The sequence below is a fragment of the Nocardia jejuensis NBRC 103114 genome (assembly GCF_001613145.1).
Lineage (GTDB): Bacteria > Actinomycetota > Actinomycetes > Mycobacteriales > Mycobacteriaceae > Nocardia > Nocardia jejuensis.
On sequence record NZ_BDBU01000008.1, the window covers coordinates 95,150 to 119,977 of the forward strand.

The following is a 24,828-nucleotide window of genomic DNA, read 5'->3' on the forward strand; positions in this document are numbered from 1 at the left end:
TCGTTCGACCCGGCCGAGGTGAACCCCCGGCCGGATCGAAAACCGCTCAGGCGTGCAGGAATTCGTCGATGGCGCGCCACGTCGTGTCCGGTGCGCCGGAGCCGGCCAGCATGCCGAGATGACCACCGGTGACCTCGGCGAAGCGGACCTCGGACGCACCGGTCAGCACGCGAGTTCCGGTGCGGACGGCCGCGGCGGGCACCACCACGTCGGTTCGACTGCCCACCAACAGAACCCGGCAGGTCACCTTGGCGAGCTCCGCGGTCAGATCGGAGCGAAGCCGGAAGCGGCCGTGCGCCAATTCGTTGCGCACGATCAGGTTTCGGTGGATCTGCCAGAAGGAGCGGCCCGGATAGCCGGGCATGGTGGCGAGGAATTCGTCGACCGCCTGGATCTGGGCCAGGGCCTCGGTGTCGAGGATGTTGCGCGCGACGTAGTAGGGCTTGAGGAGTTCACGCTGGAATCCCTGCACCCGGAAGCCGATGCGCACCATCTCCTTCGGGATCCCGCCCATCAGCTTGGCCGCCGTGGCGACCTCGCGCCCGCCGGTGAGCTGTGCTGCCAGGCGCACCGGAAGCAGCGCGGGAGTGCGGCTCTGGTCGAACGGGGTCGCCAGCCCGATCACCGAGGAGATCGGCAGGTCGGCGTGGTTCGCGGCGCTCACCAGGGCCAGCACCCCGCCGAGTGACCAGCCGATGATCTCGACCGGCCTGTCGTGCTCGGCGGCGATCCGGCTGATGGCGGTGGGGAGGATGTCCTCCGTCCACTCGTCGAGGCCGAGATCGCGGTCAGCGTAGGTGATTTCGCCGTAGTCGAGCAGGTACGGCTGCCTTCCGGTGTCGAGCAGGAATTGAGCCAGGCTCTGGCCCGGTCGCAGATCGAAGCAGCGGGCGGGGGCGGCCAGTGGCGGCACAAGCAACACCGGATTGCCGGTGGAGGGGGTGTCGCGGTCGAATCGACGCAGGGTCCGATGCGGTCCGTCGTCGATCACCGTCGAGGGGGTCGGGGTGTAGGACTCCATGCCGCTGCCGAGCGACATGCTCCATGTATTGCGAAGCGCCCGTGAGAGTTCCGATGCGGTTCGGGTCACCGATACTCCTGATTCGCCGTCGCCCACTCCGCGGGGCTGCCGCGCGGTGGAACGAAATATCGTCAACGCCGCTCAGGTTAAACGATACTATGCGTAACACCTAATATTGTGACCTCGGCTACAGAGTGGGCCGGTGCGTGGTCGCCGTTGTAGTGGGAGAACACTGAGGGCTGTGACAGGCGGCGAAGTCGAGCTGATCGTGGTGGATGCCGCGAACGTGGTGGGGTCGCGGCCGGACGGGTGGTGGAAGGACCGGCCGGGCGCCGCGCGGCGACTGCTGGACAAGCTGCCCCGCCTGCACACCACCCTCGGGCGGCCGGTCGAGATTCTGGTGGTGCTCGAGGGTGCGGCCAAGGCGGCTGTGTCGGACGGCGAGGAGTTCGAAGGGATACGGCTGGTCTCGGCCGAGCGGTCGGGGGACGACGCGATCGTCGACGTGGTCGCCGCCGCGGCGGACGGCTCGCGCCACATCACGGTGGTGACCGCCGATCGTGGACTCCGCGAGCGGGTCGAGGCGCACCGAGCCGAAACCGTCGGGCCGCGTTGGTTGTTGGACCTGATCGACTGATCCCGCGGGCGCGAATCCGTCAGCGCGGTGCGAGAGCTCCTTCCAGGAACGTGCGCACCGAGGTGGCCTCGTGACCGAGCAGGGATTCCAGCGCGGGGTCCGTGGTGGCGAATTCGCCACGACGCGAGGCGTGGAACATTCCCAGCAGCAGTTCGGCCTGGGCCTCGGGGACCCCGTGGGTGATCAGTCCGGCGGTCCAATCCTCGTCCTCGACGATCACGCGGCGCACCGTGCGCCCGCTGAGATCGGTCAGGATCGCGGCAATATCGTTCAGGTCCAGGGCATTCGGTGCGGTCAGCGGTGGAGTCGCGCCGTCGATCAGGTCCGGCTCGGCGAGCACGATCGCGGCCGCCTCGGCGAGATCGGCGTGCTCGGTCCAGGACACCGGCCCGTCGGCGGGTGCGCGCAGTTCGCCGGTCTCGAGCGCGTTGCCCAGCAGCAGTGGGATCGTCGCGGTGTAGAAGCCGTTCCGCAGGCTCGTGAACGGCAGGCCGCTCGCGGCGAGCAGCGCCTCGGTGGCGGCGTGATCGGGCATCGGGGCGAAGCGTGAATCCGCGCCCGCGCCTTGATGACTCGTGTACAGGATGCGCGTGGCGCCTACCGTCGTTGCCGCGTCGATCGCGGCGGCGTGCTGCGCGACCGCTTCGCCGCCGGTGTCGTTCGCGGAAACGATGAGCACCTGCGCGGCGTTCTCGAACGCCTCGGCGAGGGATTCGGGCTCGGTGAAATCGCCGCGGCGCACCCGCACGCCCCGTGCGCGGAGGTCGGCGGCGCGCGCGGTGTCCCGCACGCTGACCCCGACCTGATCGGCGGGGATTCTGGTGAGCAGCCGGTCGACGACCTGGGAGCCGAGCCGTCCGGTTGCTCCGGTGATGACGATCATGAGGTACCTCGTGTTATCTACGGAAACAAAGACACGTTATCGATGATAATCGACGATAGCACGAATGCGTTATCGTTGATTCATGTTGGACAGCAGACCGGACGGAACCAGCCGGCGCGAGGTACGGGCGAACATCGTCGCTGTCGCGGCACGGTTGCTGCACGACGCGGGACCCGCCGCGGTCACCACCCGTGCCGTCGCTCAGGCCGCCGGTGTGCAGGCCCCGACGATCTATCGCCTCTTCGGCGACAAGGACGGATTGCTCGACGCGGTCGCCGAACAGGTCTTCGCCACCTACGTCGCGGAAAAGTCCCTGGTCGCGGGCACCGGAGATCCGCTCGAGGATCTGCACCGGGGCTGGCACGCCCACATCGGCTTCGGGCTCGCGAATCCCGCACTCTTCGGTCTGCTCACCGATCCCGCGCGGGGCACTCGCTCACCGGCCGCTGCCGCGGGTCTGGAGGTGCTGCGCGCGCGGGTGCATCGGGTCGCGGAGATCGGCAGGCTGCGGGTCACCGAGCGTCGCGCCATCGACCTCATTCACGCCGCGGGCACTGGAGTCGTGCTCACCCTGCTCGCCGCCGCGCCGGCCGACCGCGATCTCGAGGTCTCCGATGCCATGTACGACACCGTGATGCGCGCCATCCTCACCGATGTGCCCGCGCTCGCCGACGACGGCCCGATTGCCGCCGCTGTCGCGTTCCGCACCGTGGTACCCGAGCTGGAGCTGCTCACCGACCACGAGCGGGCGCTGTTGTCCGAATGGCTGGACCGGGCGGCCCGTGGCTGATCTCCTCAGCCGCCCGCGGCCCAGGAGATCGCTGCCCGAATCATGGTCAGGCGCAGCCGTTGCCACCGAGATCGGTGAGCGTCACCGCCTCGGCCATGGCCTGATATCCGGCGGGATTCGGGTGCAGGTGATCGGGTCCGGCGAACCGCGGATCCAGGGCCGAGGGGTTCGCCGGATCCTGGAGTGCGGCAGCGAAATCGATGACCGTGTCGGACAGGCGCTGCGCGCGGATCCAGTCGTTCAGGCGAATTCGGGTGGGGTCCTGCCGGGGTGCGACGATGGGACCGCCGAGCAGGGAGTTGGAGGTCGGAGTCAGCGTGCCGAGATGCACTCGGAGACCGGCACGGTGGAGTCGGGCGATCAGATCGGTGTACCCGGTGACGAGTTGATCGAAATTCGCGCCGAGCGGATTGTCGAGATCGTTGATCCCCTCGAGGACGATCACATCGGTGACCCCCGCCTGCGCGATCACATCCGTTTCCACCCGCTCGGCCGCACCGGGGCCGAACATCGGAATCAGTCCGGGGGCCAGGAGCTGATTTCCGGAGATCCCGGCGTCGAGTGTCACCATCGAAATTCCTGCCGCGTCCAGGCGTCGCTGCAGAAAATCGGGATAGCGCGAATCGGTGTCCACCACCGAGTCCAGTTGCGGATAGCCGAGGTAGTTGCCGGCCACATAGCCGTCGGTGATCGAATCACCCAGCGCCACAACGCTCGACACGCCGGCGGGGGCCAGCACGTCGAGCCCGGAGACCAGCGGCGCGGCCGTCGTGGACAGCACGTAGTCGGCCCCGGTGGTCTCGGCGGTCCGGTCGCCCGCGCCCGGCAGCGTGTAGTAACTGGTGGCGTTCGCGCCGAAGTGTTCCGAGGGCAGTACCGCCAGTTCCGGCGCGTGCACGCTGACCGCGATCGATTCCCAGGCCGCGGCGGGGAAGTCGACGGGATCGCTGATCGCCTCGCTACCCGGTGCGAGGGTGAGCCCGGGCCGACCGTCGAAGGTGACCGCGCGCACCGACTCCGCGCGCACCCGCGCACCGTCGTCCTGGGCGGCGATGGTGACGTGGTCGACGGTCATCGGCAGCGGGCGCAGGCGGTTGGACAGATGGATTCGGACCGTGCCGCCACCCCGATGCGGGGTGAGCACGATGCGATAGGACTGATCGGCCACCGACAGGAACGGGCGCAGCGACGCGTCGAGGAGACTCAGCGCGTCCGACGCGCTCGCGGTCCAGCTACCCACCCAGTGATCGCCGGAACACTGTGCCGCCGACGGTGCTTGCGCCCTCGCCCCGGGGGCGGCCGTGGTGAGGGCCGGAACGCAGGCCAGCACGGCGAGCGCGGCGATCGTTCGTCGTCGGCGATCGTAAACTTTGTGCCAGCTCACCTGCGGTGTTCCTCCCCGATCAAAAATGGTCGATCGACCATAACGTTGCGCGGTGATGTCGGGGGCGGGTTCTGCGGGTTTGCTGCTTCGGTCGCCGAAACCGCTGAACGACCCGCGGATGAACCCTGCATTGCGACAAGGCAATTGGCGTATTTCGGATAAATCGACCACAATCGAGAGAATGGGCGGCGATGGGGCACGAATGCTGCGCGAGCTGTCGGTCGCCGACTCTCTCGAGCGGTTGGCAGGCTCGCAATATGGACGAATTGTGTACTCGCGCCGCGGAACTCCGATAATCCGGCCGGTGAATCACATCGTCGAAGAAGACGCCGTCATTGTGCGCGCGCAATTGGGCGCAAGCGTGCTGCGAGGTGACGGTGAGCTGGTCGCGTACGAGGCCGACTCCTTCGACGTGAAGACCCGGCGCGGGTGGAGCGTGATCGTCACCGGAGTCGCGCACGTGGTGCGCGACCCCGAACTGGTGCGCCGCTACGAGGCGCTGATCGATCCGTGGGTCAATCTCCTGCGCGATCACGTCATCCGGATCGAGACCGAGGTCGTCACCGGACTGGAACTGATCGGCGAGAACGACGAGTGCGATGCCGACCTCGATGAGCGCGCACTGTGACCGCCGCTACCGTCCGGTAACCTGACACGCCGTTGGACCGAGCCCGGCAATCCGTGGGCTAGCTCGGTGCGGACGCCCGCGCTTCGCAGGCGGCGGTGCGGCCGCACGCATGTGTGTGGAAGGAACCGAATGACAGCCTCTGAAAGCCGACTATCGGCGAGCGCGGAGGGTGCGACACCCGGGGACGAGGGCTACTCCCGGGGCTTGTCGCCGCGCACCATCCAGATGATCGCCATCGGCGGCGCGATCGGCACCGGCCTGTTCTACGGCGCGGGTGGCGCCATCGAGCAGGCGGGACCGGCGCTCGTCCTGGCCTATCTGGCCGCCGGCCTGGCCATCTTCGTGATCATGCGGGCGCTGGGTGAGCTGCTCACCTATCGTCCGGTCACCGGCAGTTTCGCCGAATACGCGAACGAGTTCCTGGGCCGCTTCGCCGGTTACGCCACCGGCTGGACGTACTGGGCGGTGTGGGTCAGCACCTGCATGGCCGAGATCACCGTGGCCGGTAAGTACGTGCAGTACTGGTTCGACATCCCGCAGTGGGTCACGGCGCTGGTCGTGCTCGGCATCATGTTCACGGCGAACCTGGTGTCGGTGAAGGTGTTCGGCGAGGGCGAGTTCTGGTTCTCCGCGATCAAGGTCACCGCCATCGTCGCCATGATCGTCATCGGCATCGGGGTGCTGATCTTCCACTTCGGCCACGCCACCAACCCGACCGTCACCAATCTCTGGAACGACGGCGGTGTGTTCCCGAACGGATTCGGGCAGGCGCTGCTCGCGCTGCAGATCGTGGTGTTCGCCTATGTGGGCGTGGAACTGGTCGGCGTCACCGCGGGGGAGGCGCGCGATCCGAAGCGCACCCTGCGCAAGGCGATCAACACCCTGCCGTTCCGCATCGGCCTGTTCTACATCGGCGCGCTGCTGGTCATCATGTCGGTGTCGAGCTGGCGCACCTTCCACTCCGGGCGCAGTCCGTTCGTGGAGGTGTTCGAGCAGATCGGTATTCCGGGCGCGGCCGCCATCATCAACTTCGTGCTGCTGACCGCGGCGCTGTCCTCGTGCAACTCCGGGATCTACTCCACCGGTCGCATGCTGCGCAGTCTCGCCCAGCGGCAGGAGGCTCCGGCCGGACTGGGCGCGCTGAGCAAGCAGTCGGTGCCGGCCGCCGGTATCGCGCTGTCGGCGGCGGTCATGGTGATCGGCGTGGGCGTGAACTATTTCTCGCCGGAGAAGGCGTTCGGGTACGTCACCTCGGTGTCCACCATCGGCATCATCTTCGTGTGGGGCATCATCCTTCTCTGCCATCTGATCTACCGCACACGGGTGCGGCGCGGGCTGCTCCCGGCGAGTGACTACCGGTTGCCGGGTGCGCCGGTGACCACGGTGATCGCGCTGATCTTCCTGGCGCTGGTCGTGGTGCTGCTGTTCTTCACCGAGTCCGGGCGCACCGCCATCGTGGTCGGCCTGGTGTGGGGTGTGCTGGTGTGCGCGGGGTACCCGCTGCTCTCGCGCACCCGCTCGGAAACCCCCGCGCGGAGCTGACCACTCGCAGCCACACTGCGGAATGCGCTGTATGGCATTGCGATTCGCCGGAATCCGGACCACCGGGGGAGCGGAAACGCTAGTTTCCTTGGGTAGGTTCGGTTCCGGCTTCGGGAGCTCGCATGAACGATCCGCGACGGTTCGTAGTGATCGGGGGCGGGCTCGCGGGCCTGGCCTCCGCGGTCTGGCTCGCCGAAGCCGGGAAGCGGGTGACGCTGCTCGAGCGGCGCGGCAGGCTCGGCGGCCGCACTCACTCGCTCGACGTCGCGCCACTGCGCGATGTGCCCGACAACGGTCAGCACGTGATCGCCAGCGGCTATGACCATCTGTTCCGATATCTGAGCAGCGTCGGCACCCGGCAGTACATCAAGTTCCCCGACCAGGGCGTGCTGCGCTGGCCCGGCGGGCGCACCTCGATCATGGGCACCAAGGGTTTTCGCGCGCTGAACTCCCTGTTCGGCGCCCATCCCGATGCCAGTGCGGGGGATCGTGCACGGGCCGCCGTGGCGACGGTGAAGATGGGCTGGCAGTGCCTGAACCAGCCCGCCGATCTGGCCGAACTCACCACCGATCAGTGGTTCCGGCGACTCGGCATGCCCGACACCGCGCGCGAGGCGCTGTGGGATTGGCTGGCACTGGGCATCGCGGCCGAACCCGTGCGCCAGGAATCGGCGAAGGTGTTCGCCGATGTGCTCGCGACCGGAATTCGCTTGGGCGTCAAGCATCGCCGACCTGTCGGCATCGGCTATCCGACGACCGATCTGGACACGCTCTTCGTCGACGGCGCGCGGCGGGTGTTCGAACGTTCCGCGGTCGAGGTGCGCTATCGGGCCGTCGCGCGGCGCGTGATCATCCGGGACGGTGCGGTGACCGGTGTGGCCCTGGACGACGGCACCGTCGTCGAGGCCGACGCGGTGGTGTGCGCGGTGCCCAATTCGTATATCGGCGGACTGCTGGACGATCTGCCCGAACACGACGAGATCTACGCCGCCGCCGACAAATTGGGGTACACGCCGATCGTCAGCACCAACCTGTATCTGGATCGGCCGCTGGGCACCAAGGGCGCGATGGAGGCGCTGATCGGCGGCGCGGGCGTGATCGACGAGGTGTTCGATCGGCAGCGCATGCACGGACGCGGCACGCTCAACGGGTGGCTGTACTGTCTGACCACCAGCGGCGCGTACGACCAGATCCACAAGCCCAGCCACGAGGTGGTCGAGGAGCAGATGACGCTGCTGCGCCGCTACTACCCGGACGCGGCGGAGGCCAAAGTCGTGCACGCGCAGGTGGTTCCGATGCCGCGCGCCACCTTCTCCCAGGTGGTCGGCACCGACGGGCTGCGGCCGGGACAGCGGACCTCGGTGCCCACGCTGGTGCTGGCGGGGGATTGGACCCGCACGGACTGGTCCGCGACGATGGAGAGCGCCGCGCAGAGCGCCTCGCGCGCGGTCGATCTGCTGTTGGCGCTGCCCGAACGAGCAGGGGCCGCGACCTAGGGCGAGAGCAGAGGCGTCTCGTGCCCGGCGTCTCGTACCCGGTGGCTCGGAGTGGTTCTAGTGCTCGCGTTCGGCTCGCACCGGATCGAGAAAGAAGTTGAGCACCAGGCGCGTGATGTCGGCCAGGAAGCGCTCGCGCGCGATGGGCGGGCCGTCCAGCACATAGCGGATGGTCAGATGCTCGACCGTGCGCACCAGCATCCAGGCCGCCGCCTCGGCGTCCACTCCGGCGGGCACCGACCGAGCACGCAGGGCCAGGGCGGCGCGGGCCAGCTCGCCGATCTGCTGTTCGAAGGCCAGTACCCTCTCGCCGCCGGAGAGCCGCGGGGTCTGTTCCACCACGGCGCGCAGCAGTTCCGGGTGATCGCCCAGTGCGTCCAGGAGCTCGGAAATGGTCTCCGGGACAGCCACGTCCGGCGTGCGGGTGAGATTCGCCAGCACGTGCGTGCGCACTCGGTCCGCGAGCGCGCCGGTGTAACGCTCGATCACCGCCGCCACCACGGTGTCCTTGTTCGGGAAGTACTGATACAGCGATCCGGGGCTGATCCCCGCCGCGGCAGCGATGCGATTGGTGGACGCGCCGTCGTAGCCGTGCGCGATGAGCACCTGCTGCCCGGCGTTCACGATGCGCTCGACCATCGCGCGTGAGCGTTCCTGCTGCGGTGATCTGCGCAGCGCCGCAGGCGGTTTCGCGGCCCGGTGTTTCGGAGTCATGGCATGCGTCCGGCTCGAGGAAATGCGAATTGAAAGCGAGCGTTTATTCGTGTCAGCGTGAATTCATGGTGACACACAGCGCAATGGCGCGCGAGCCGGACGACGAATCGACGCGCGAGCCTCGGCGCCCCTCGGATCCGGTGCCGCTGGGACCGGATTCGCTGACGTGGAAGATCTTCGGATCGCTCTACTTCGTGCCGAGCGGGCTCTTCATGGGAATGGTGCAGAACATGCATCCCGGGCTGGGCGCGGGCGTGGAATTCCATTCCGAGATCAAGGACGAGTTCTATCAGCGCGTCATCCGATCCGGATATCCGATCGTCGGCGTCGTGTTCGACGGCCCGCGGGCACGGGAGACGGCCCGCGAGATCGTCGGGTATCACCGCACGATCAAGGGGGTCGACGCGCAGGGCCGGCACTATCACGCCCTGGATCCCGGCACCTTCTATTGGGCGCACGCGGTGTTCTTCGTCGAGACGTTGCGCAGCGCCGAACTGTTCATGGGCGGGCTGAGTTCCGCACAGCGCGAACAGCTCTGGCGCGAGCATCGGCAGTGGTACGAGATGTACGGCATGAGCATGCGGGTGGTGCCGCCCAGCTGGGCCGAATTCCAGCGGTACTGGCGCGATATGTGCCGGGACACCCTCGAGCCGACGAACGCCGCATGGGAGGTCTACCGGCTCGCCGAACACGCGCCCGTGCCACCGTTCCCGGTGCTGCGGCATCTGCCTCGGCCGGTGTGGGAGCGCATGGTTCGGCCCGGCGGCGCGCGGATCTTCCAGTTCGTGACGGTCGGGATGTGCGATCCGGACATCCGCCGCACCATGGGATTCACCTGGACCGCGCGCGACCAGTGGGTGTTCGAGCAGTTGTGCCGGATGCTCTCGGCCATGAACCGGGTGACCCCGGACGGGGTGAAGTACGCCTTCCCGCGCATTCGCGCCGCCCGCCGCCGCGCCGCCGGAAAACGACCGGGCTGGATGCCACCGCCCGAAGCACCCGAATCACTGTGGCCCGCACCCGAACAGCGCGGCGACCCCAAGCACTACTGCCCCGTCCACGCCGATTTCGGCGCGGACGCGGTGACCCGATTCCGTCAGCTGTCAGGAATGTGAGCGATGCGGCCCCTTACCGACATTCAGCCCGAACACCGGCATCCCTACGACTATTACTACCGCCCCGGCATGCCGCTGCGCCCGCCGCCACCGCGAGCCGTCGCCTCCGAACTGTGGTTCGGGCCGCGAAAAGCCATGCTGGCGCCCTGGATCGAGGTGCGGCCCGAACCCGCGGACACCCCGCGCTCGCGACTCATGGCCGATCACCTGTGGCAGGGCGACGAACCCATGGACCAGCTGGTGGCGGCGTTCGGCCGAATGGGGTCCGCCGGTGGGCGGCGCATGCTGAATCAGGCTCTGGCACACGGCATCGACAGTGTCGAGGAACCGCTGCCCGAACTGGTGACGCTCTTCGCGCACCTGGACACTCCGCCGGACTGGTACGACCCGGAGCTGTGGGAGTACGGCCGCCGACTGTGGATCAACGTCTCCCTGGCCGGGAAGATGGCCATGGGCGTGCAGGACTTCATGGGGACCTTCGTCGGCGCGGAGGTGGCCTCCGCGGTCGGGCAGACCGGGCGGTTCGTGAAAGACCCGTACCGGCGGAACCTGGAATCGTCCGTGTGGTTCCGCAGCGTGACCGCGCCCCGCGCGCTGGAACGCACCTCGCCGATCTTCCATGACACCGTTCGAGTGCGCCTCATGCACGCCCAGGTGCGCGCGATGTTGCGGCGCACCTGGGGGCCGGAACACTTCGCGCGGCACGGCAATCCGATCTCCAACGCGACCACCATGGGTGCGGCCGTCACCTTCGGACTGAATCCGATCTGCTTCGACCATGTGCACGGACGACGCAGCACGACACGGCAACTCGACGCGGTCATGCACTACTGGGCCTATATCGCGCACGTGTTCGGAGTCGCGGACGAGCTGATTCCGCGCACGGCTCGCGAGGGAATGGAGATGGCCGACTACATGGTCGCGACCGCCGGGATCGCGCCGGAGTGGACCGCGACCATGGCGGGTGCGGCGACCCGGCGGTTCAGCGGCGCCACGCTCGGCGGGCGGCTGCGGATCGCGGCCACCGCGCCGGTGCTGGGCGTCTTCGCGTATTACAGCAGTGCGGAACTGGTGCGGAACCTGTTGGCGGACACCCCACTCCGGTCCGTGCCGACGTGGCCGTGGTCGAGTCTGACCGGTGTCGCCGCGACGACGTCGGTCCGGTTGCGCGCTCTGGACAATCAGCTGCCCGGGGGCCGGAGCCGAATGATCCGGCGGGCGCGGCGCATCGACCCGATGTGGGATCGCAATACCCGGGTGGCGAGGCGGCTGGCCGCACGCGCCGGAATTCGGGGGACCCCGTTCGATCAGCACGACTCCACGGCCGACAGCGTGCGCTGCCCGGTGTGAGGAGCGTGCGCTGCCCGGTGTGAGAGGTCAGGCCGCGCCGCCCGCGATGCTCAGGTACAGAACCATCACGGTGAACAGGAACCAGCCCGCGCCCTGCCAGATCGGCCAGGCCCGGCCGTCCCGCCAGTAGCGGAAGGTGATCACGAACGCGCCGAGGCCGCCGAACAGGAGCACACAACCGGGCACGAGCCCGACGACCAGCTTCGAGGACGTATCGCAGCGAATGGCGGCGGTATCGAGGCACTGCTGCCGCGAGGCCGCCCAGACCAGAGCCAGGCCGGCCACGATGGCGGTGCTCACCAGGACCGCGACCACATATCTGACGGCCAGCCGAACGGTCGGCGGATCGTTCCACCGCTTCTCGACATCGTCGACCATGAGCACCTCTCCTCGCCGCGGGTTACTCGCTGACACGCACCTGTCCATGGTGAGCCGCACTGCGGAAGCAGCGCCGGGCGGGTCCGGCCCGCCGGTTCCTCTCGGGCCGATACCGCTTACCCGGTCCGCTCGGCGGTAATCGGGTCAGCGTGCGCAGGCGGTCAGGCTGATTCCCAGGGTGAGAGGGTGCCGCGGCGAGCACCCGCTCGACCTGTCGGCGATAGAGCTGCGCCGCATGCCTGGTGGTGACAGGTCGCGATCTGAGCAGCACCTGGATTTCCGTTTTCTCACGACCTCTGGTCGGCGTGCCGCACTGCCGCATCGTGCGCCGCCGACGAGGAGAGAGACGCGGTTCGCGGGTACCGGGCAGGAGCGCCGCAGCCACGCGCGTCGTGACAGAGGTAGTCATGACAGAAGTAATGGATGTGCCGAGAGTTATAGCCGTGCCGAGCGGATGAGCTGATGGGGGGTGGAGGTGGTGAGGAAGTCGGTGCCGCCCACGTAAAGGGTGTGGCCGGGGGTGGCCCGGACGGTGGTGGCGTCGGCTACGGCCGCGGCGAATTCCTCGACGGTGGGAAGGTCACCGTGGTCGCGGCGGGCGCTGACCGCATCGGGGTCCCGGCGTTCGAGCAGGCGCACGATGATGGTGCCGTCGATCATGTCGCCGGAGACGACCACGAAACCGATTCCGTGGCGGTCGAATTCGGGGATCAAGGCACGCAGGGCATCCTCGCCCGCGCGCTTGCTCGCGGCGATCGGGGCATAGCCGGCGGGCACCTCGCGGGTGGGGGAGAAGTGCGCCTGGTGGCTGGTGACGAACACGATGCGGCCGCCGGGGGCGAAGTGGGGCAGGGCCAGCAGTGCCAGGCGGGTCTGGGCGTCGCGGTTCAGGAGCATGGCGTAGTCGGGAGCGGCGTCGCGTTCCAGACCACCGGACGCGTTGAGTACCAGCACGTCGAGCCCGCCGAAATCTGAGACCACGGAGTCGACGAGCGCTCGGGCGCTGTCCGGGTCGGTGATGTCCGCACCCGCGACCGAGGCGCTGCCTCCGGCGGCGATGATCTGCGCGGCGACGACCTCGGCGCGCTTGCGCTTCTCCCGGTAGTTGACCACGACATGGTCGCCGCGGGCCGCGAGAGTGCGCGCGGTATCGGCCCCGATACCCCGCGAGGCCCCGGTGATCAGCACTGTTCGCCGTGCCGTTCCGGGTGTCGATGAGTCGCTGTTCGATGCACTGGTCGTTCGTTCCATGCCACAACCTCCGGCCCGCCGTGATGCTTCTGATTTAGAATCAATATGGTGGTTCGAAATGAGAAGCGCAAGCCGGCCTCCGCCCTCGAACAGTCGGGCCGACGCCTCGACCGCACCACTGCTCGCCGCCATGGACCTACTCGGACAGCGGTGGATTCTGCGGGTGGTCTGGGAGCTCGAACCCGGACCGCTGGGATTTCTGGAACTGCGGCGGCGGATGGGCAACTGTTCCTCGAGCATGCTCTCGACCCGATTGCAGGGGCTGGTCGAGGCGGGCGTACTGATCAAGCGCGCGGACAAGTCCTACGAGGTGACCACTGCCGGACGGGAACTGGGCGTGGCACTGGAACCGGTGTGGCAGTGGGCCGAACGCTGGGCGGGCTCGCTCGAGCGAGCCGCGAACGCGGAACAGGACTCCTGATCCATGAGGCGAAGGCTGCTCATCGCCGGCGTGCTCGCCGTGGTCCTGCTCGTCGCGGTCACGAGCGGGCTGTATCTCGTCATGAATTCGCGGACCTTCCAGGTGGCCGGTCGGATCGTTCCGCGGGTGGACACCGATCAGAAGGTGGTCGCGCTGACGCTGGACGACGGACCGTCCGAACGCACCCCGGAAATCCTGAAAGCCCTTGCCGAGGCCGGTATTCCGGCCACCTTCTATCTGATCGGAAACGAGCTGGCCGTCCATCCGGAGCAGGGCAGGGCCATCGCCGAGGCCGGTCACGAGCTCGGCAATCACAGCTACTCGCATCGGCGGATGGTTCTGGTCGGCGACGACACCGTGCGTGAGGAGATCGAGCGCACCGATGCGGAAATCGCCAAAACCGGCTACCAGGGGCCGATTACGGTGCGGCCGCCGAACGGCAAGAAACTCCTCGCGCTACCCCGATATCTCTCGCGGCACGACCGGACCACCGTGATGTGGGATGTGGAACCCGACTCGGGGAAGCAGGCCACCACCGACCAGATCGTGGACGAGACTCTCGCGAAGGTGCGGCCGGGCTCGATCGTGCTGCTCCACGCCATGTACTCCTCGGGGGCAGCGTCGCTCGCGGCCATCGGGCCCATTGCGGCGGGACTGCGGGCGCGAGGGTACCGATTCGTCACGATCTCCCAGCTCTTACTGAACTAGCGGTCGGAAAAACGGCCCGAACAAACCTGCGAATCGAGTTCTTTTCACTGTGAGTCCCGAGACTTGTGCGGTTGATCGACCAAGCACCTACACTGTCTGGGACGTGAAGAAGGTTCAGAGAGGGTGACACGAATGGGAGACCGGACGGTCGTCGCCGACGTCGCCGACGAATTGGCGCGCCGCGTGGCATCGGGCCAGTACATGCCCGGCGGATTGATGCCGTCCGTCCGACAGGTCGCCGAGGAGTTCGATCTGAATCGTGCGACGGCGCAGTTGATTCTGGGACGGCTGGAGTCGTACGGCTTCGTGGATGCCCACCGCGGCAAGGGTTTCGTGATTCGCGATGTCCGCGCCGAGGGCGGGGTGGACGTGTATCGCCGGTTGTTCCGGTTGTCCATGCCCGATGCCGAGACCGCCGTGGACATGTTCGGCAATATCGTCGAAGAGGAACGCGGCATCGCCCTCGAGGCGCTGCTGTCCTACACCGGTAGTGAGCGCGCCATCGACCCGGCGGAGCTCAAGGCCGATATCGACGAGCTGGAAACCCTTGCGCGCAGCGCCGATCCCGATCAATACCGGATGCTGAGCATCGAACTCGGGCTGCTGCGCCGGTTGCTCACCGCGCTCGGCATGTCGGTGCAGCGCGCGGTGCTGAACTCCATCGGCGAGATGGTGCTCGAGGTGCCGGAGGCGGTTCAGGCGTTCTTCGCGGTCTCCCCGGATCTGCACGTGCTGGTCTGGCGCGCGCTGGTGGCGGTGTGGGAATCGGAAGGCGGTCCGAGCGAGGCGCAGCTGGCGCTGTTCGAGGACCTGTTCGGCATGTATCACCAGAAGGTGATGGCGCGCTTCGAGGAATCGATGGGCGTGGATGTCGACGCCGACCTGACCCAGCACGCCGCGACGGCCTGAAAGTACACCGCACAAGTCCCGAAGTTCGGTCCGGACGGCTCTCGCGTCCAGCACCCTCGACAAGAAAATGGACCGGTTCGTCTCAGACAAACCGGTCCATTCGGGCGTCGAATCCAGCCCGTCGCAGGGAGTTTCGGCCGCCCCTCAGATTCCGATGATGGCGTTCATCAATGTGCCTGCGCTGGTGGCGATCACGCCGCCGACCAGTGCCCCCGCGATCTGCTTCGGCGCCGCCGGAGCGCCGCCGCCCCACTTCTCCCAGCCGAACTTGCCGCCGGCGTAGATGATGGCCAGCACCCCCGAAAGCAGCACGAACCAGGTGAAATAGCGCACCAGCTTCATGATTTTGTCTGCCAGCGGCGGACTTTCAGGGGTCGGATTGGTGACCTGGGCCAGAAGATCCTGGGTCAGCAGGTCATGTGCGGCAGTAAGAATCATCTCGACACTCTTCCCGGTGACGGCAACATCTGTATCCGGAGTACCCGTCACACCGGAGTCACGCAAGTTCCAGTGTCGCTCAAGCCTACTGCCGCGCAAGCGGAATGGTGAAGATCAGTCGACGTCGTTGTCCGCGGACAGGTACGCCACCGCCGCCAAGTACTGCCGACAGGCGAAGTGCTGATCATGGGCGCGCAATATCGTCCGGGCCTGGCGGTAGGAGAGACCGCGCGGTTCGGCGTCGCAATCGCCGGAGATTTCGGAGCTGCGGGCGAGCATCTGTGTCATGGGATGCCTCTGACCTAAGGAGGGATGGTGCACCGAGTTTATGGTCGTGCGTCGTGCAGATGCAAGTACATCTGCACGATTGCAAACCGTGTCGGGCTTTGTATGTCCTATATGCCTGACGCAGAGGGACTTTCGGTCACGTGACGGGACCGAGGGGCCTTGGTCGGATGACCTGGGACTAGCCGGCAAACGCCCAGTTCGCCAATGCAAACCGGTCGGTCTGGATTGTCCGTCTTTGTTTGCAACTTCGCAGCTGATGTCCAGTTCCCAAGATCAATCATGTTGCGTTGCAAAGGATTATCCGGCTCCGAGGGGATCGATAGCGGGCTATCCACGTGCTACCGTTCACTTGCGGTTGCAACTGTAAGAACATTTGATCGAGCATTTGCAAGTACTGGACGACCGTCTGCGGACGGTGTTGGCAAGGAGTCTGACATGAGTGACACATCGGCTACTCGTATCGATCGCTCGGAACTGGCTTGGCGCAAGAGCACTTTCAGCAATCCCAGTGGTAACTGTGTCGAGATGGCACCACTGGCCGACGGTCAAGTGGCCGTTCGGAACTCCCGTGACCCCGAGGGATCGCTGATCGTGTACACCCGCCCCGAGATCGATGCATTCCTTCAAGGCGCGAAGAGCGGAGAGTTCGACTACCTCGCCCTCTGAGCGGTAGCATTGGCAATCGGCGCGGTGGTTCGCGACGAGCCGTTGTGAGTCCACTGCCGGCAAAACCCGAGCATCGGAGTGGACCCCTAATGATCGCAGAACCTGTTGCCCACGGATTGGCGGATTCCGCTGTCGCTGAGCGTGGCCCGACTGCACTGCGCATCGCGGTCGGAAGCCAGCTACGCAAGCTGAGGGAACAAAACGGCATTACCAGGGAAGCCGCGGGCGACCACATCCGCGGCTCCCATGCCAAGATCAGTCGACTGGAACTGGGGCGCACCGGATTCAAGGAGCGCGATATCCGGGATCTGTTGACGCTCTACGGCGTTGACGATCCCGGCGAGCGTGACCAGTTCCTCGATCTGATGCGCAAGGCCAACCAGCCCGGCTGGTGGCATCGCTACAGTGATCTGCTCCCACAGTGGTTCGAGACCTATCTCGGCCTGGAACACGCGGCGAAATCCATTCGCACGTACGAAGGTCAGTTGATTCCCGGACTGCTGCAGACCCCTGATTACGCCCGTTCCGTCGTCGCCCTCGGCCACGATGAGAACAGTGAACGCCGCGTATCGCTGCGCCGGCGCCGTCAAGAGCTACTGATGCGCGACAGCGCACCGAGCTTCTGGGCGGTGCTGGACGAGGCGGTGCTGCATCGGCCGGTCGGCGGACCGGGCGTACTGCGCGACCAGATCAACTATTTGATCGAGATCTCCCAGCGTTCGAATGTCACCATTCAGGTGCTGCCGTTCGCGGCGGGCGGCCATGCGGCAGCAGGTAGTTCGTTCACCATGCTTCGCTTCGCCGAACCTGAATTGCCGGACATTGTCTATCTGGAACAACTGACGAGCGCGCTGTACCTGGATCGCCGACAGGATCTCGAACTGTACCGGCAGGTCATGGATCAGCTGAGTGTGCAAGCCGAGCCGCCGGAGCGCTCCCGCGAGAAGCTGATGAAAATCGCGGCCGAACTCTGAGTCCTCGAGGAATTCCCCTATTGCCGGTGTCCCCACGAGCCGGCAACGCACAACTTCATACTTCGAGAAGACACGGTAATGGGGCCCCTCTCGGGGCCCCTATCGGTCCGTACCGGGCCGTTGGTTTTACTGTCGAATGAAGCTGGAGGCGATCCGCCAGAAGGTCTCCGGCTGCATCACGTGCAGATCCCAGTCATTCACCATGGCATGCGCAGTCGTGACGATTCGCTCGATATCGAAATCGTAGCGAGTCGCCGAGCCCTTGGACTCGACCTGGTGTATGACGAAAGCGGTTGCCGTTTCACGTGAATAGGCTGTCGCCGTCTCACGAGAATAGGATTGCGCCGGCAGACTTCTGTCGGCGAACCCGAGGCGGCTGAGGTTGATTGGCTGATTCATTCGAACGCCCCTGATGCCAGGCCGACGGCTTTTCCGGAGGCAGGAATCGCCAGTGATTCACCGCTCGGCTCTCTGGTTGTCCCCTGTAGTGCCTTGCACTGCGAGTCTATGACCGTGCCGTGCGCAGATGCAAGTGCATCTGCAACCTCGAATTTGCAGCGGCAGTAGACATTTGGGTATGCCGAGGGTTAGCGAATCGCCCGCTGGGCGCCGGGAAACACGCCAGCGCGTGACGACGCACCGCGAGTCATGGTGATGTACAGGTATTTCCGAACGAAAGTTACGTCCAGGTGTCCTTGTCTTGAAAATTCCAGGAATTAGCGGAAGATCGACAAGCGGATATCGCAACTTCGCATACGCCTGAACGAGTTCCTCGTTCGGGCAGGGATCGCCCGCTCGAGCGGGCCTTCGAGCTGTGCCGCAGCGTTCCTACGGGTGCGGCAGGCGCGAGGCGAACCTCTTCACATGCCGATGCTCCGCGACCAGCAGCACGATTCCGGCCGCCAGGCACAGCACGCTCGCGAGTGCGCCGAATGCCGCCAGTCCGGCGAATCCGTATCCGGCCACGGTCATTGTCAGTGCGCCCGTCACGAGTCCGATGGCGACCAAGGTGAGCCCCGGCCACTGCGCGGCGCCCTCGAGCGATTTCGCAGTGTCATGCGCACGAATCTCGGACCGATAATCGTCCCGGTGCTCGCACTGCGGATCGCCGAGAGTGCCGGAATTGTTCGGCGCGGTAGACATCATCGATGTCCCTCCTCCGGGTTCGAGACTGGTGCCGACCGATTACCCGCTGGTCAAGTTTCCCAATCCACGGACGTGAGAAACCCCACCACGGCTGACCGGGCCTGCGTATTGAAACCGGTTCTATGGGCGTGTTAGCTCTGGGAACAGGTAATTCGACGAAACGACTGAACGGGAGCCCTGGACCGATGGTGGACGTGCCTGCGTACTTCGATGTGGTGGACGGCGGTTTCTACCCGACCCGGTTCGCGGCCAGCCAGTGGTCCTCGGCCCAGGTGGTCGGACCGGCGCTGACCGGTCTGATGGCGCACGAACTCGAACGCGCGCATGCCACCGACGGCTTCGTTCCGGTGCGGCTCACCGTGGACCTGTTCAGCGCGGCCCGCTTCGAGCACACCGTCACCCCGATGGTGCGGGTCCGGGACGGCCGGCGGATCCGGGTCGCCGATGTCTCGGTGATGCAGGGCGGCAAGGTCGCCGCCCGCGCCTCCGCGGTGCTGTTGCAGCCCTCTGAGCAGCCCCCTGGCGAGTTGTGGCAGCGTGAGCGGGAACCGCAGCCGCCGTCGCTGGATATCGCCCCGGTGTCCGCGCTGCCGCGGGTGCCGCTGTTCGGCAGCGACGCGGAGTCCGCACAGTGGTCCCCGCAGCCGACCGCGCACGAGAACAACGGCCGGAAACGCACCTGGCAGAACCCGATTCGCGTGGTGACGGGGGAGGAGCTGACCCCGTTCGTGCGGGCCGCGATCGTCGGCGAGGCCGCCAGCATGGTGACCAACTGGGGCGACAAGGGCATCGGTTTCATCAATACCGATATGACCCTGGCGCTGTCCCGGATGCCGCAGGGCTATGAGATCGGCGTCGAGGCCGACAGTCACTTCAGCGATCGCGGCATGGCCGTGGGCGTCGCGACGCTGTTCGACCGCGACGGTTCCTTGGGCAGCGCGATGGTCACCTCGGTGTCCAACGCGGGCCGTCAGATCAGCAATGCGCAGCTGGATGTCGCGGTGAGCGCGCGCTTCTGAAAGATCAAGCGCGCCAGAGCTTTCACGACGGTGTTGTGACAGCCCGCTCGATTCGTGACAGGATGAGAGCAGGTTGAGACTACAGCCGATCCGGTTCGACTACGGGGCCGTTCGTGATCCGCGGACGATGGGCATGTAGCGGCACCACTTCTCGGGTGCGAGCAGCCTGGTCTCCGTGCGAGGACTTGAAGTTCCCTTCGGGAGGTCTGGTCATGTCACCCTTCGCTGTGCTCCACCGCATGGATCCCCTCGTCGATTCCGCGTCGTTCGCGCCGGCTCACCGAGAGCACCATCCGCCCCCGCCCGCCGAATCACCGCGGCACCGGGTGGTGGTGCGCGCCGATGGCGAACTCGATGCGGCCATGCTGCCCGAACTCACCGCGGCACTCGAATTGGCGGTGCTCGGAAGTTCGCACGCCGTGATCGTGGATCTGCGCAGCATCCGGTTCCTGAGCATCGGCTGCGCCATCGCGCTGGCCGAGGAGGGCGGGCGCGCTCGGGCGCGCGGCGTCGACCTGCGAGTGGTTGCCGTGCGTCGTGACATCGAGCGCGTGCTCGAGGTGACCGGGGTGCGGCCGACCTGCCGTTTCTATGCCTCGGTCCGGGAGGCGCTGCGCGGGTAACCGCCGCTGGACGGATGTGGGGTGGGATCGAGCTGCGCGGCTCGGTCCCCTCGTTCGGGTCCGGGACAACGATCCACAGCGGATAATCGTTCGGTGGCACCCAGTGGGGAATGGTCTCCGGACGACGCGCAGGTCCTCGATCAGGTGATCGGCAGCGGCCGCCCACAGAGCGTGGGCAGTTTTCGATTCTGGTTCAGCGATCAGCGCTGGGAATGGTCCGACGAAGTGGCCGCCATGCACGGCTACGCGCCGGGCTCGGTCGAGCCCACGACCGATCTGCTCCTGCGGCACAAGCATCCGGAAGACCGCGCACAGGTCGCTACCTCGCTGGATCGGGCCGTGCGGAACGGGGAACCGTTCTGCAGCCGGCACCGCATCCTCGACATCGATGGCGTGGAGCATCACGTCATCGTGGTGGGCGACCATATGGTCGACGAAAACCTTTCCGTGATCGGTACATCCGGCTACTACATCGATGTCACCGACACGCTCGCCGCACACCGGCAGGAGACTCTCGACGACACCCTGCCCGAGCTGTATCAGGCGCGGGCGGTCATCGAGCAGGCCAAGGGCGCGCTCATGCTGGTCTACGGCATCAATGCCGAGCAGGCTTTCCGAGTGCTCACCTGGCGGTCGCAGGAGACCAATATGAAGCTGCGGGCGCTGGCGCGCGATCTCGTCGAGGAGGTCGCGGCGATGGGCGGCGCGACCGTGGAACTGCGCACGGCATTCGATCATCTGCTGTTGACCGTTCATCAACGACAGTCCCGCCGATAGTGGGCGGCCAACCCGGTTTTCCACGAAGGCGTTTCGTCCGGGGGGTGCCGGGTACGGCGTCAAAGACACGCCGGATCGCACTCGCGGGTTCGGCCGATTCGCGGCCCGTCGATCGGGCGCGCCGGGGATGTGATTGTCTGAGATCGACGCGGCGAACGGATGGCGCGGCGAAGAACGGATCGAACAACGGCCGGGCCGAGCCCACAACGGCTCGGCTGCCTGGCGACCGACAGTCGGAGATACGCATGAGCGAATGGATTTCCCGGCCTGCGACGGAGACGAGGGTCGTCGGCGTCCGGGTCCCGGCCGACCTGAGCCAACTGACCATGCTGCGTGCACTCGCCGAAACCGTGTCGCTCATAGCCGAATTCGCGGTCGACGAGGTGACCGACATCCGCGTCGCACTCGACGAGGTGGCGACCGCGTTGATCGTCGCCGCGCTGCCGGACGGCGCGGTGGAATGTGAATTCGAATTCGACGAGCGTGGTATCAAGGTGCGGGCGGAGAGTGTGGTGACGGTGCCCGACGCGCTCGACGAGCACGGATTCGCCTGGCAGGTGCTGGCGACCATCACCGAAGATCTTGCCGCGCAGCGGAAGCCGTTCGACTCGGACCTGGGTGGATATCCGATCTCCGTCGAGTTCAGCCAGCTGCGCACCGGTTCCGGTCCGCGGTAGCCGGGCCGGCGGCGGGGATCAGTGCGGCCGCAGCAGGGCGCCGATCCCCTCGGGCAGCGTGATGTGCCCTGTGACCGTGACTATTTCGCTGCCGCCCGCGAGCGCGGCCACCGGCAGGGCTTCGTCCGCCCGGCGTGGACCCGTTGGTCCGATCAGCTCGTGTGCCGCGGTCGCCACATCGGTGTGCGCCGGTCCTACCAGAACCGTCCGGTCGCCCAGCGCCGCCGGATCGATCAGCAGATAGTCGACGCGATTCTCGCGCAGGGCGGCCGCGGTCTCGCGCAGGCCGCCGATCGCCGCGCCGGTGGCGAGTTCGGCCTCGGCCCTGTAGTGCCGCAGCAGTGCGCGGTACTGGATGCCGGCGGTCTCGGAGACGATCTTGGTGACCTGCTCGTGCAGCAGCGCCCGATCCGCGCGTGAGCCGGTGGCGCCGCCCGAGAGCTCGACGATTCGAATCGGCCGGGCCGCGGGCGCGTCCGCGCCGGGTGAATCCGCGTCGGGATCGGGTGGTGCGGCGGGGGCCTCGAGGGCGGTGCGCACGGCGGCCAGGACGGTCGGCTCACCGGCGAGCGCGAGGATCTCGGCGCGCACGTGATCGGCCTGTTCGCGCAGTTCGCGCACCACGGCATCCACGGTGTGGCGCAGCGTATCTCGGTCGCGGCGCCGAATGCCCGGCCGCGGACGCGCGCCGCTGGGCGGCCCGGCGGACGGTACGTCGGCGCTCACAACGCGATTCACGGCGTCGCCGTGCCGATTCACCGTGCGCAGTTGGGCGCCGACGGGGTTGACCACCGCGAGCACGTGCGGGACCAGCGGCCCGCGCTGTTCGATCAGCGGGAGCAGGTACGGCAGCGGCGAGACCCGCACCGTGTCGTGCTCCGGCGGTGTGGGGAGCGGGTGATCCAGCAGCACGGTGTCGCCGTCCGCGACCAGTGCGCGGCCCGAGCGGCCGGGGACCGGCAGGCCCGTGAAGAGCGCGATTCCCAGCGCGCCGATGGTGCGCTCGGAAGCGCCTGCGGCGGTGAGCTTCTCCCGGATCGTGCGGTAGCGCAGTTCGAGTTGTTCGTCCGCGTCCTCGGCGTCGTGTGAGCCGTCGAAATATACCGAAGCGAAGGGTCCGGTCCGGTGGATGAGTTCTCGCAGTCGTGTTCTGGCCACGGGGAGGCGATACCCCGGCGTCCGTCGAGCAATCACCGAGTGGGTCGATTCGATCGAGTGGGTGCGGTATCACACCGGCATGAGCAGGCCGAACGTCCGGTAAGGACGTCCGGCCGAATCGGGTTTCCGATTGCCGCGAATGAGCGGCATGTCGATTTCCCCGTGCACTGCGGAAGTACCCGTCCCGCATCGTGATACACGCCGCTCGTGAGGGGGATCTCCGGTATCGATGGTGCATCGGCGGTTTGCCGGCGGCACGGACCGGTCTCGATGTGGCGTCGAACAGACGACGCGTGAACGCCCCGAACAGGCACCGGTTTACGCTCGATTCCTGTGTTGTCAGGGGGTTTCCCCGGCTCGTGGAGCCGCCGAGGCCGTAGGGGGTGCCTTGTTCCGCTGTCTGCGAATGATTGCTGCTGCCTTGCTGATTGGATCCGTTCCGTGCCAGGCGTACCTCGCTGCCCCGGCCGGCGCGCAGCCGCCCGACCCGGTGCCCGGACAGGACGTATCCGGGAGCGTGCCGAGCGTGCCGCAAATCCTGGCCGGAGTGCAGGAGTGGATCGACAGCGTCGTTCCGCGGCCCTCGCTCTCGCCGGCGCAGGATTCCCCACTGGTCGATGCCGGGGGACTGACCGACGATGTGGCGGCCCTGCGGTCCGCGAGCATGCCCGCCCCGATCGGTGACGCGTTCATCGATGACTGGCCGTCGAATCTGGAGGATTACGGCGCCGGGCAGATCATCTCCTCGCGTGACGTCACCGCCGCCTCCGGCGTGCTGCTCGTGCCGGTGCGCAGCGTCGTGCAGCTGAAGTACCGCACCAATGATTCGCACGACGCGGCCTCCTACGCCATCGCGTCGCTGATCCTGCCCCAGGGCGAGTGGACCGGCCCGGGGGAGCGTCCGGTGCTGGTGAACAATCTGCCGATCAACGCGCTCGGGCGGGACTGCAACCCGAGTTACGGACTGACACACGGTTTCACGAGCAAGACCAATATCGCCGACTACATCCCGCCCACCACCCAGCTGGCCCTGCTGCGCGGTTACGCGGTGCTGATCACCGACCACGAGGGGCCGCGCATGGCGTACGCCGAGCCGTACGTGGCCGGGCACGCGGTACTCGATGGCATGCGGGCCGTGCGCAACGGTTTCCCGGATGAACTGGGGGACAGCAGGTTCGCAATGGTGGGGTACTCCGGCGGAGCCATCGCCACCAAGGGCGCGGTCAAGCTGATGGCGGAATACGCGCCGGAGCTGACGTCGGTGGTGGTCGGTGCGGCGCTGGGCGGCGTCCCCGCCGACTTCGAGATCCTCTCGCGCAGCATGAACGCCAATCTGGCCTCGGGCGTGCTGATGGCGGCGATCTTCGCGATCGGCCGCGAACGCCCGGAGATCCTCGGCGCGATGAACCACCTGGCGCAGTGGGCGGCCACCTCGGCGCTCAAGGACACCTGCACCGGCACCTTCGGCCTGACCGGCGTGCTGATGCTGCCGGTCGATATCGCCGCCGATATCCCTGACCCGCTGCACAGTTCGCTCGCGCAGGACATCTATCGCATCACCAGGATGGCGGACAAGAAGTCCGCGGTGCCGTTGTACATCTACAACGGCGAGCAGGAGTTCTGGATCCCGGCGGAGGGTGCGCGCGCCCTGTATCAGGAGCAATGCGCGCTGGGCGTGCCCGCGGTGTATCGCAGCGTCGCGGGCGAGCACATCGTCGCCGCGTTCACCGGATACCCGGAATCGCTGAACTGGCTGGACGCGCGCATGCGGGGTGAGCCCGCCCCGAACGAGTGCTGAGCGGTCGAGCCGAGTGCCGAGCGGTCGAGTTGGCCGC

Annotated in this window: 28 protein-coding genes; 17 read left to right on the forward strand and 11 right to left on the reverse strand. The window is 66.9% G+C overall.

Annotated elements, in window-relative coordinates; genetic code table 11:
• Positions 1-46: 46 nt before the first annotated feature.
• Positions 47-1,090 (reverse strand): alpha/beta hydrolase, encoded by a 1,044-nt coding sequence (locus NJ1_RS07080; RefSeq protein WP_245717255.1) that lies wholly within the window; start codon positions 1,088-1,090, stop codon positions 47-49.
• A gap of 172 nt (positions 1,091-1,262) precedes the next feature.
• On the opposite strand from NJ1_RS07080, the gene NJ1_RS07085 reads away from it, so the two are divergent.
• Positions 1,263-1,658, forward strand: coding sequence for a hypothetical protein (locus NJ1_RS07085; RefSeq protein ID WP_067689108.1), 396 nt, complete (start codon positions 1,263-1,265; stop codon positions 1,656-1,658).
• Between the two features lie 19 nt (positions 1,659-1,677).
• Here NJ1_RS07085 and NJ1_RS07090 read toward each other — a convergent pair whose 3' ends face one another.
• On the reverse strand, positions 1,678-2,541 hold the full coding sequence (locus NJ1_RS07090; protein ID WP_067689111.1) for an NmrA family NAD(P)-binding protein: 864 nt from the start codon (positions 2,539-2,541) through the stop codon (positions 1,678-1,680).
• Positions 2,542-2,623: 82 nt separating this feature from the next.
• Between NJ1_RS07090 and NJ1_RS07095 the strand changes: the two genes are divergently transcribed.
• Positions 2,624-3,331, forward strand: coding sequence for a TetR/AcrR family transcriptional regulator (locus tag NJ1_RS07095; protein WP_067689114.1), 708 nt, complete (start codon positions 2,624-2,626; stop codon positions 3,329-3,331).
• A 46-nt stretch (positions 3,332-3,377) separates the two neighbouring features.
• On the opposite strand, the gene NJ1_RS07100 is transcribed toward NJ1_RS07095, so the two are convergent.
• Entirely contained in the window at positions 3,378-4,715 is a 1,338-nt protein-coding gene (locus NJ1_RS07100) for a GDSL-type esterase/lipase family protein (RefSeq protein ID WP_245717256.1), read from the reverse strand.
• Between the two features lie 202 nt (positions 4,716-4,917).
• Here NJ1_RS07100 and NJ1_RS07105 point away from each other — a divergent pair, with 202 nt between their 5' ends.
• From NJ1_RS07105 to NJ1_RS07115, 3 genes are all read left to right on the forward strand, one after another.
• A complete protein-coding gene (locus NJ1_RS07105; protein ID WP_245717264.1) occupies positions 4,918-5,343 on the forward strand; it encodes a pyridoxamine 5'-phosphate oxidase family protein in 426 nt (141 codons plus the stop codon).
• A 129-nt stretch (positions 5,344-5,472) separates the two neighbouring features.
• Entirely contained in the window at positions 5,473-6,885 is a 1,413-nt protein-coding gene (locus tag NJ1_RS07110; protein ID WP_067689118.1) for an amino acid permease, read from the forward strand.
• Between the two features lie 122 nt (positions 6,886-7,007).
• Entirely contained in the window at positions 7,008-8,381 is a 1,374-nt protein-coding gene (locus NJ1_RS07115) for a hydroxysqualene dehydroxylase (protein WP_067689121.1), read from the forward strand.
• Between the two features lie 57 nt (positions 8,382-8,438).
• Here NJ1_RS07115 and NJ1_RS07120 read toward each other — a convergent pair whose 3' ends face one another.
• Positions 8,439-9,095, reverse strand: coding sequence for a TetR/AcrR family transcriptional regulator (locus tag NJ1_RS07120; RefSeq protein ID WP_245717257.1), 657 nt, complete (start codon positions 9,093-9,095; stop codon positions 8,439-8,441).
• Between the two features lie 65 nt (positions 9,096-9,160).
• Between NJ1_RS07120 and NJ1_RS07125 the strand changes: the two genes are divergently transcribed.
• Complete coding sequence (locus NJ1_RS07125) at positions 9,161-10,210, forward strand: oxygenase MpaB family protein (RefSeq protein WP_218025144.1); 1,050 nt, start codon at positions 9,161-9,163, stop codon at positions 10,208-10,210.
• Between the two features lie 3 nt (positions 10,211-10,213).
• A complete protein-coding gene (locus NJ1_RS07130; RefSeq protein WP_067689127.1) occupies positions 10,214-11,560 on the forward strand; it encodes an oxygenase MpaB family protein in 1,347 nt (448 codons plus the stop codon).
• 27 nt (positions 11,561-11,587) lie between these two features.
• Here the strand turns inward: NJ1_RS07130 and NJ1_RS07135 are convergent, their stop codons facing one another.
• Positions 11,588-11,938, reverse strand: a complete 351-nt coding sequence (locus NJ1_RS07135; RefSeq protein WP_067689129.1) for a hypothetical protein — start codon at positions 11,936-11,938, stop codon at positions 11,588-11,590.
• 435 nt (positions 11,939-12,373) lie between these two features.
• The gene (locus NJ1_RS07140; protein ID WP_084477829.1) at positions 12,374-13,189 is read right to left on the reverse strand and encodes an SDR family oxidoreductase; all 816 of its coding nucleotides are present in this window, start codon (positions 13,187-13,189) and stop codon (positions 12,374-12,376) included.
• A 58-nt stretch (positions 13,190-13,247) separates the two neighbouring features.
• Between NJ1_RS07140 and NJ1_RS07145 the strand changes: the two genes are divergently transcribed.
• The 3 genes from NJ1_RS07145 (at position 13,248) to NJ1_RS07155 (ending at position 15,227) form a co-directional block, all read left to right on the forward strand.
• A complete protein-coding gene (locus tag NJ1_RS07145) occupies positions 13,248-13,610 on the forward strand; it encodes a winged helix-turn-helix transcriptional regulator (RefSeq protein WP_084477830.1) in 363 nt (120 codons plus the stop codon).
• Positions 13,611-13,613: 3 nt separating this feature from the next.
• Positions 13,614-14,318, forward strand: coding sequence for a polysaccharide deacetylase family protein (locus NJ1_RS07150; protein WP_067689133.1), 705 nt, complete (start codon positions 13,614-13,616; stop codon positions 14,316-14,318).
• A 132-nt stretch (positions 14,319-14,450) separates the two neighbouring features.
• Positions 14,451-15,227, forward strand: coding sequence for a GntR family transcriptional regulator (locus NJ1_RS07155; protein WP_067689135.1), 777 nt, complete (start codon positions 14,451-14,453; stop codon positions 15,225-15,227).
• A 144-nt stretch (positions 15,228-15,371) separates the two neighbouring features.
• Here NJ1_RS07155 and NJ1_RS07160 read toward each other — a convergent pair whose 3' ends face one another.
• Both NJ1_RS07160 and NJ1_RS38825 read right to left on the reverse strand, forming a co-directional pair.
• A complete protein-coding gene (locus NJ1_RS07160) occupies positions 15,372-15,665 on the reverse strand; it encodes a hypothetical protein (RefSeq protein ID WP_067689137.1) in 294 nt (97 codons plus the stop codon).
• A gap of 114 nt (positions 15,666-15,779) precedes the next feature.
• Complete coding sequence (locus NJ1_RS38825; protein WP_157573816.1) at positions 15,780-15,953, reverse strand: hypothetical protein; 174 nt, start codon at positions 15,951-15,953, stop codon at positions 15,780-15,782.
• A 435-nt stretch (positions 15,954-16,388) separates the two neighbouring features.
• On the opposite strand from NJ1_RS38825, the gene NJ1_RS07165 reads away from it, so the two are divergent.
• On the forward strand, positions 16,389-16,619 hold the full coding sequence (locus NJ1_RS07165) for a DUF397 domain-containing protein (protein ID WP_067689139.1): 231 nt from the start codon (positions 16,389-16,391) through the stop codon (positions 16,617-16,619).
• 89 nt (positions 16,620-16,708) lie between these two features.
• Positions 16,709-17,593 (forward strand): Sco1979 family transcriptional regulator, encoded by an 885-nt coding sequence (locus tag NJ1_RS07170; RefSeq protein WP_067689140.1) that lies wholly within the window; start codon positions 16,709-16,711, stop codon positions 17,591-17,593.
• Positions 17,594-17,719: 126 nt separating this feature from the next.
• Here the strand turns inward: NJ1_RS07170 and NJ1_RS07175 are convergent, their stop codons facing one another.
• A complete protein-coding gene (locus NJ1_RS07175) occupies positions 17,720-17,992 on the reverse strand; it encodes a hypothetical protein (RefSeq protein ID WP_067689142.1) in 273 nt (90 codons plus the stop codon).
• 429 nt (positions 17,993-18,421) lie between these two features.
• Entirely contained in the window at positions 18,422-18,739 is a 318-nt protein-coding gene (locus NJ1_RS07180; RefSeq protein ID WP_245717258.1) for a hypothetical protein, read from the reverse strand.
• Positions 18,740-18,924: 185 nt separating this feature from the next.
• Between NJ1_RS07180 and NJ1_RS07185 the strand changes: the two genes are divergently transcribed.
• The 4 genes from NJ1_RS07185 (at position 18,925) to NJ1_RS07200 (ending at position 21,835) form a co-directional block, all read left to right on the forward strand.
• Positions 18,925-19,758 carry an acyl-CoA thioesterase domain-containing protein gene (locus tag NJ1_RS07185; RefSeq protein WP_067689144.1) on the forward strand — a complete coding sequence of 278 codons (834 nt, stop codon included), beginning with the start codon at positions 18,925-18,927 and terminating at the stop codon, positions 19,756-19,758.
• Between the two features lie 212 nt (positions 19,759-19,970).
• A complete protein-coding gene (locus NJ1_RS07190) occupies positions 19,971-20,381 on the forward strand; it encodes an STAS domain-containing protein (protein WP_084477831.1) in 411 nt (136 codons plus the stop codon).
• A gap of 93 nt (positions 20,382-20,474) precedes the next feature.
• Positions 20,475-21,158 (forward strand): PAS and ANTAR domain-containing protein, encoded by a 684-nt coding sequence (locus NJ1_RS07195; protein ID WP_067689148.1) that lies wholly within the window; start codon positions 20,475-20,477, stop codon positions 21,156-21,158.
• A gap of 245 nt (positions 21,159-21,403) precedes the next feature.
• Positions 21,404-21,835 (forward strand): ATP-binding protein, encoded by a 432-nt coding sequence (locus NJ1_RS07200; protein WP_067689149.1) that lies wholly within the window; start codon positions 21,404-21,406, stop codon positions 21,833-21,835.
• Positions 21,836-21,853: 18 nt separating this feature from the next.
• On the opposite strand, the gene NJ1_RS07205 is transcribed toward NJ1_RS07200, so the two are convergent.
• Positions 21,854-22,993 (reverse strand): baeRF2 domain-containing protein, encoded by a 1,140-nt coding sequence (locus tag NJ1_RS07205; RefSeq protein WP_067689151.1) that lies wholly within the window; start codon positions 22,991-22,993, stop codon positions 21,854-21,856.
• 526 nt (positions 22,994-23,519) lie between these two features.
• On the opposite strand from NJ1_RS07205, the gene NJ1_RS07210 reads away from it, so the two are divergent.
• Positions 23,520-24,791, forward strand: coding sequence for a lipase family protein (locus NJ1_RS07210; protein ID WP_245717259.1), 1,272 nt, complete (start codon positions 23,520-23,522; stop codon positions 24,789-24,791).
• Positions 24,792-24,828 lie beyond the last annotated feature (37 nt).

Excerpts from the sequence above, each read along its gene's own strand:
- NJ1_RS07155 (WP_067689135.1), top strand. The coding sequence starts at position 14,451 with ATGGGAGACCGGACGGTCGTCGCCGACGTCGCCGACGAATTGGCGCGC.
- NJ1_RS38825 (WP_157573816.1), bottom strand. The coding sequence starts at position 15,953 with ATGACACAGATGCTCGCCCGCAGCTCCGAAATCTCCGGCGATTGCGAC.
- NJ1_RS07160 (WP_067689137.1), bottom strand. The coding sequence starts at position 15,665 with ATGATTCTTACTGCCGCACATGACCTGCTGACCCAGGATCTTCTGGCC.
- NJ1_RS07185 (WP_067689144.1), top strand. The coding sequence starts at position 18,925 with ATGGTGGACGTGCCTGCGTACTTCGATGTGGTGGACGGCGGTTTCTAC.
- NJ1_RS07140 (WP_084477829.1), bottom strand. The coding sequence starts at position 13,189 with ATGGAACGAACGACCAGTGCATCGAACAGCGACTCATCGACACCCGGA.
- NJ1_RS07090 (WP_067689111.1), bottom strand. The coding sequence starts at position 2,541 with ATGATCGTCATCACCGGAGCAACCGGACGGCTCGGCTCCCAGGTCGTC.
- NJ1_RS07175 (WP_067689142.1), bottom strand. The coding sequence starts at position 17,992 with ATGAATCAGCCAATCAACCTCAGCCGCCTCGGGTTCGCCGACAGAAGT.
- NJ1_RS07190 (WP_084477831.1), top strand. The coding sequence starts at position 19,971 with ATGTCACCCTTCGCTGTGCTCCACCGCATGGATCCCCTCGTCGATTCC.
- NJ1_RS07110 (WP_067689118.1), top strand. The coding sequence starts at position 5,473 with ATGACAGCCTCTGAAAGCCGACTATCGGCGAGCGCGGAGGGTGCGACA.
- NJ1_RS07130 (WP_067689127.1), top strand. The coding sequence starts at position 10,214 with ATGCGGCCCCTTACCGACATTCAGCCCGAACACCGGCATCCCTACGAC.
- NJ1_RS07135 (WP_067689129.1), bottom strand. The coding sequence starts at position 11,938 with ATGGTCGACGATGTCGAGAAGCGGTGGAACGATCCGCCGACCGTTCGG.
- NJ1_RS07105 (WP_245717264.1), top strand. The coding sequence starts at position 4,918 with ATGCTGCGCGAGCTGTCGGTCGCCGACTCTCTCGAGCGGTTGGCAGGC.
- NJ1_RS07180 (WP_245717258.1), bottom strand. The coding sequence starts at position 18,739 with ATGATGTCTACCGCGCCGAACAATTCCGGCACTCTCGGCGATCCGCAG.
- NJ1_RS07150 (WP_067689133.1), top strand. The coding sequence starts at position 13,614 with ATGAGGCGAAGGCTGCTCATCGCCGGCGTGCTCGCCGTGGTCCTGCTC.
- NJ1_RS07120 (WP_245717257.1), bottom strand. The coding sequence starts at position 9,095 with ATGACTCCGAAACACCGGGCCGCGAAACCGCCTGCGGCGCTGCGCAGA.
- NJ1_RS07165 (WP_067689139.1), top strand. The coding sequence starts at position 16,389 with ATGAGTGACACATCGGCTACTCGTATCGATCGCTCGGAACTGGCTTGG.
- NJ1_RS07170 (WP_067689140.1), top strand. The coding sequence starts at position 16,709 with ATGATCGCAGAACCTGTTGCCCACGGATTGGCGGATTCCGCTGTCGCT.
- NJ1_RS07095 (WP_067689114.1), top strand. The coding sequence starts at position 2,624 with ATGTTGGACAGCAGACCGGACGGAACCAGCCGGCGCGAGGTACGGGCG.
- NJ1_RS07125 (WP_218025144.1), top strand. The coding sequence starts at position 9,161 with ATGGTGACACACAGCGCAATGGCGCGCGAGCCGGACGACGAATCGACG.
- NJ1_RS07200 (WP_067689149.1), top strand. The coding sequence starts at position 21,404 with ATGAGCGAATGGATTTCCCGGCCTGCGACGGAGACGAGGGTCGTCGGC.
- NJ1_RS07115 (WP_067689121.1), top strand. The coding sequence starts at position 7,008 with ATGAACGATCCGCGACGGTTCGTAGTGATCGGGGGCGGGCTCGCGGGC.
- NJ1_RS07145 (WP_084477830.1), top strand. The coding sequence starts at position 13,248 with ATGAGAAGCGCAAGCCGGCCTCCGCCCTCGAACAGTCGGGCCGACGCC.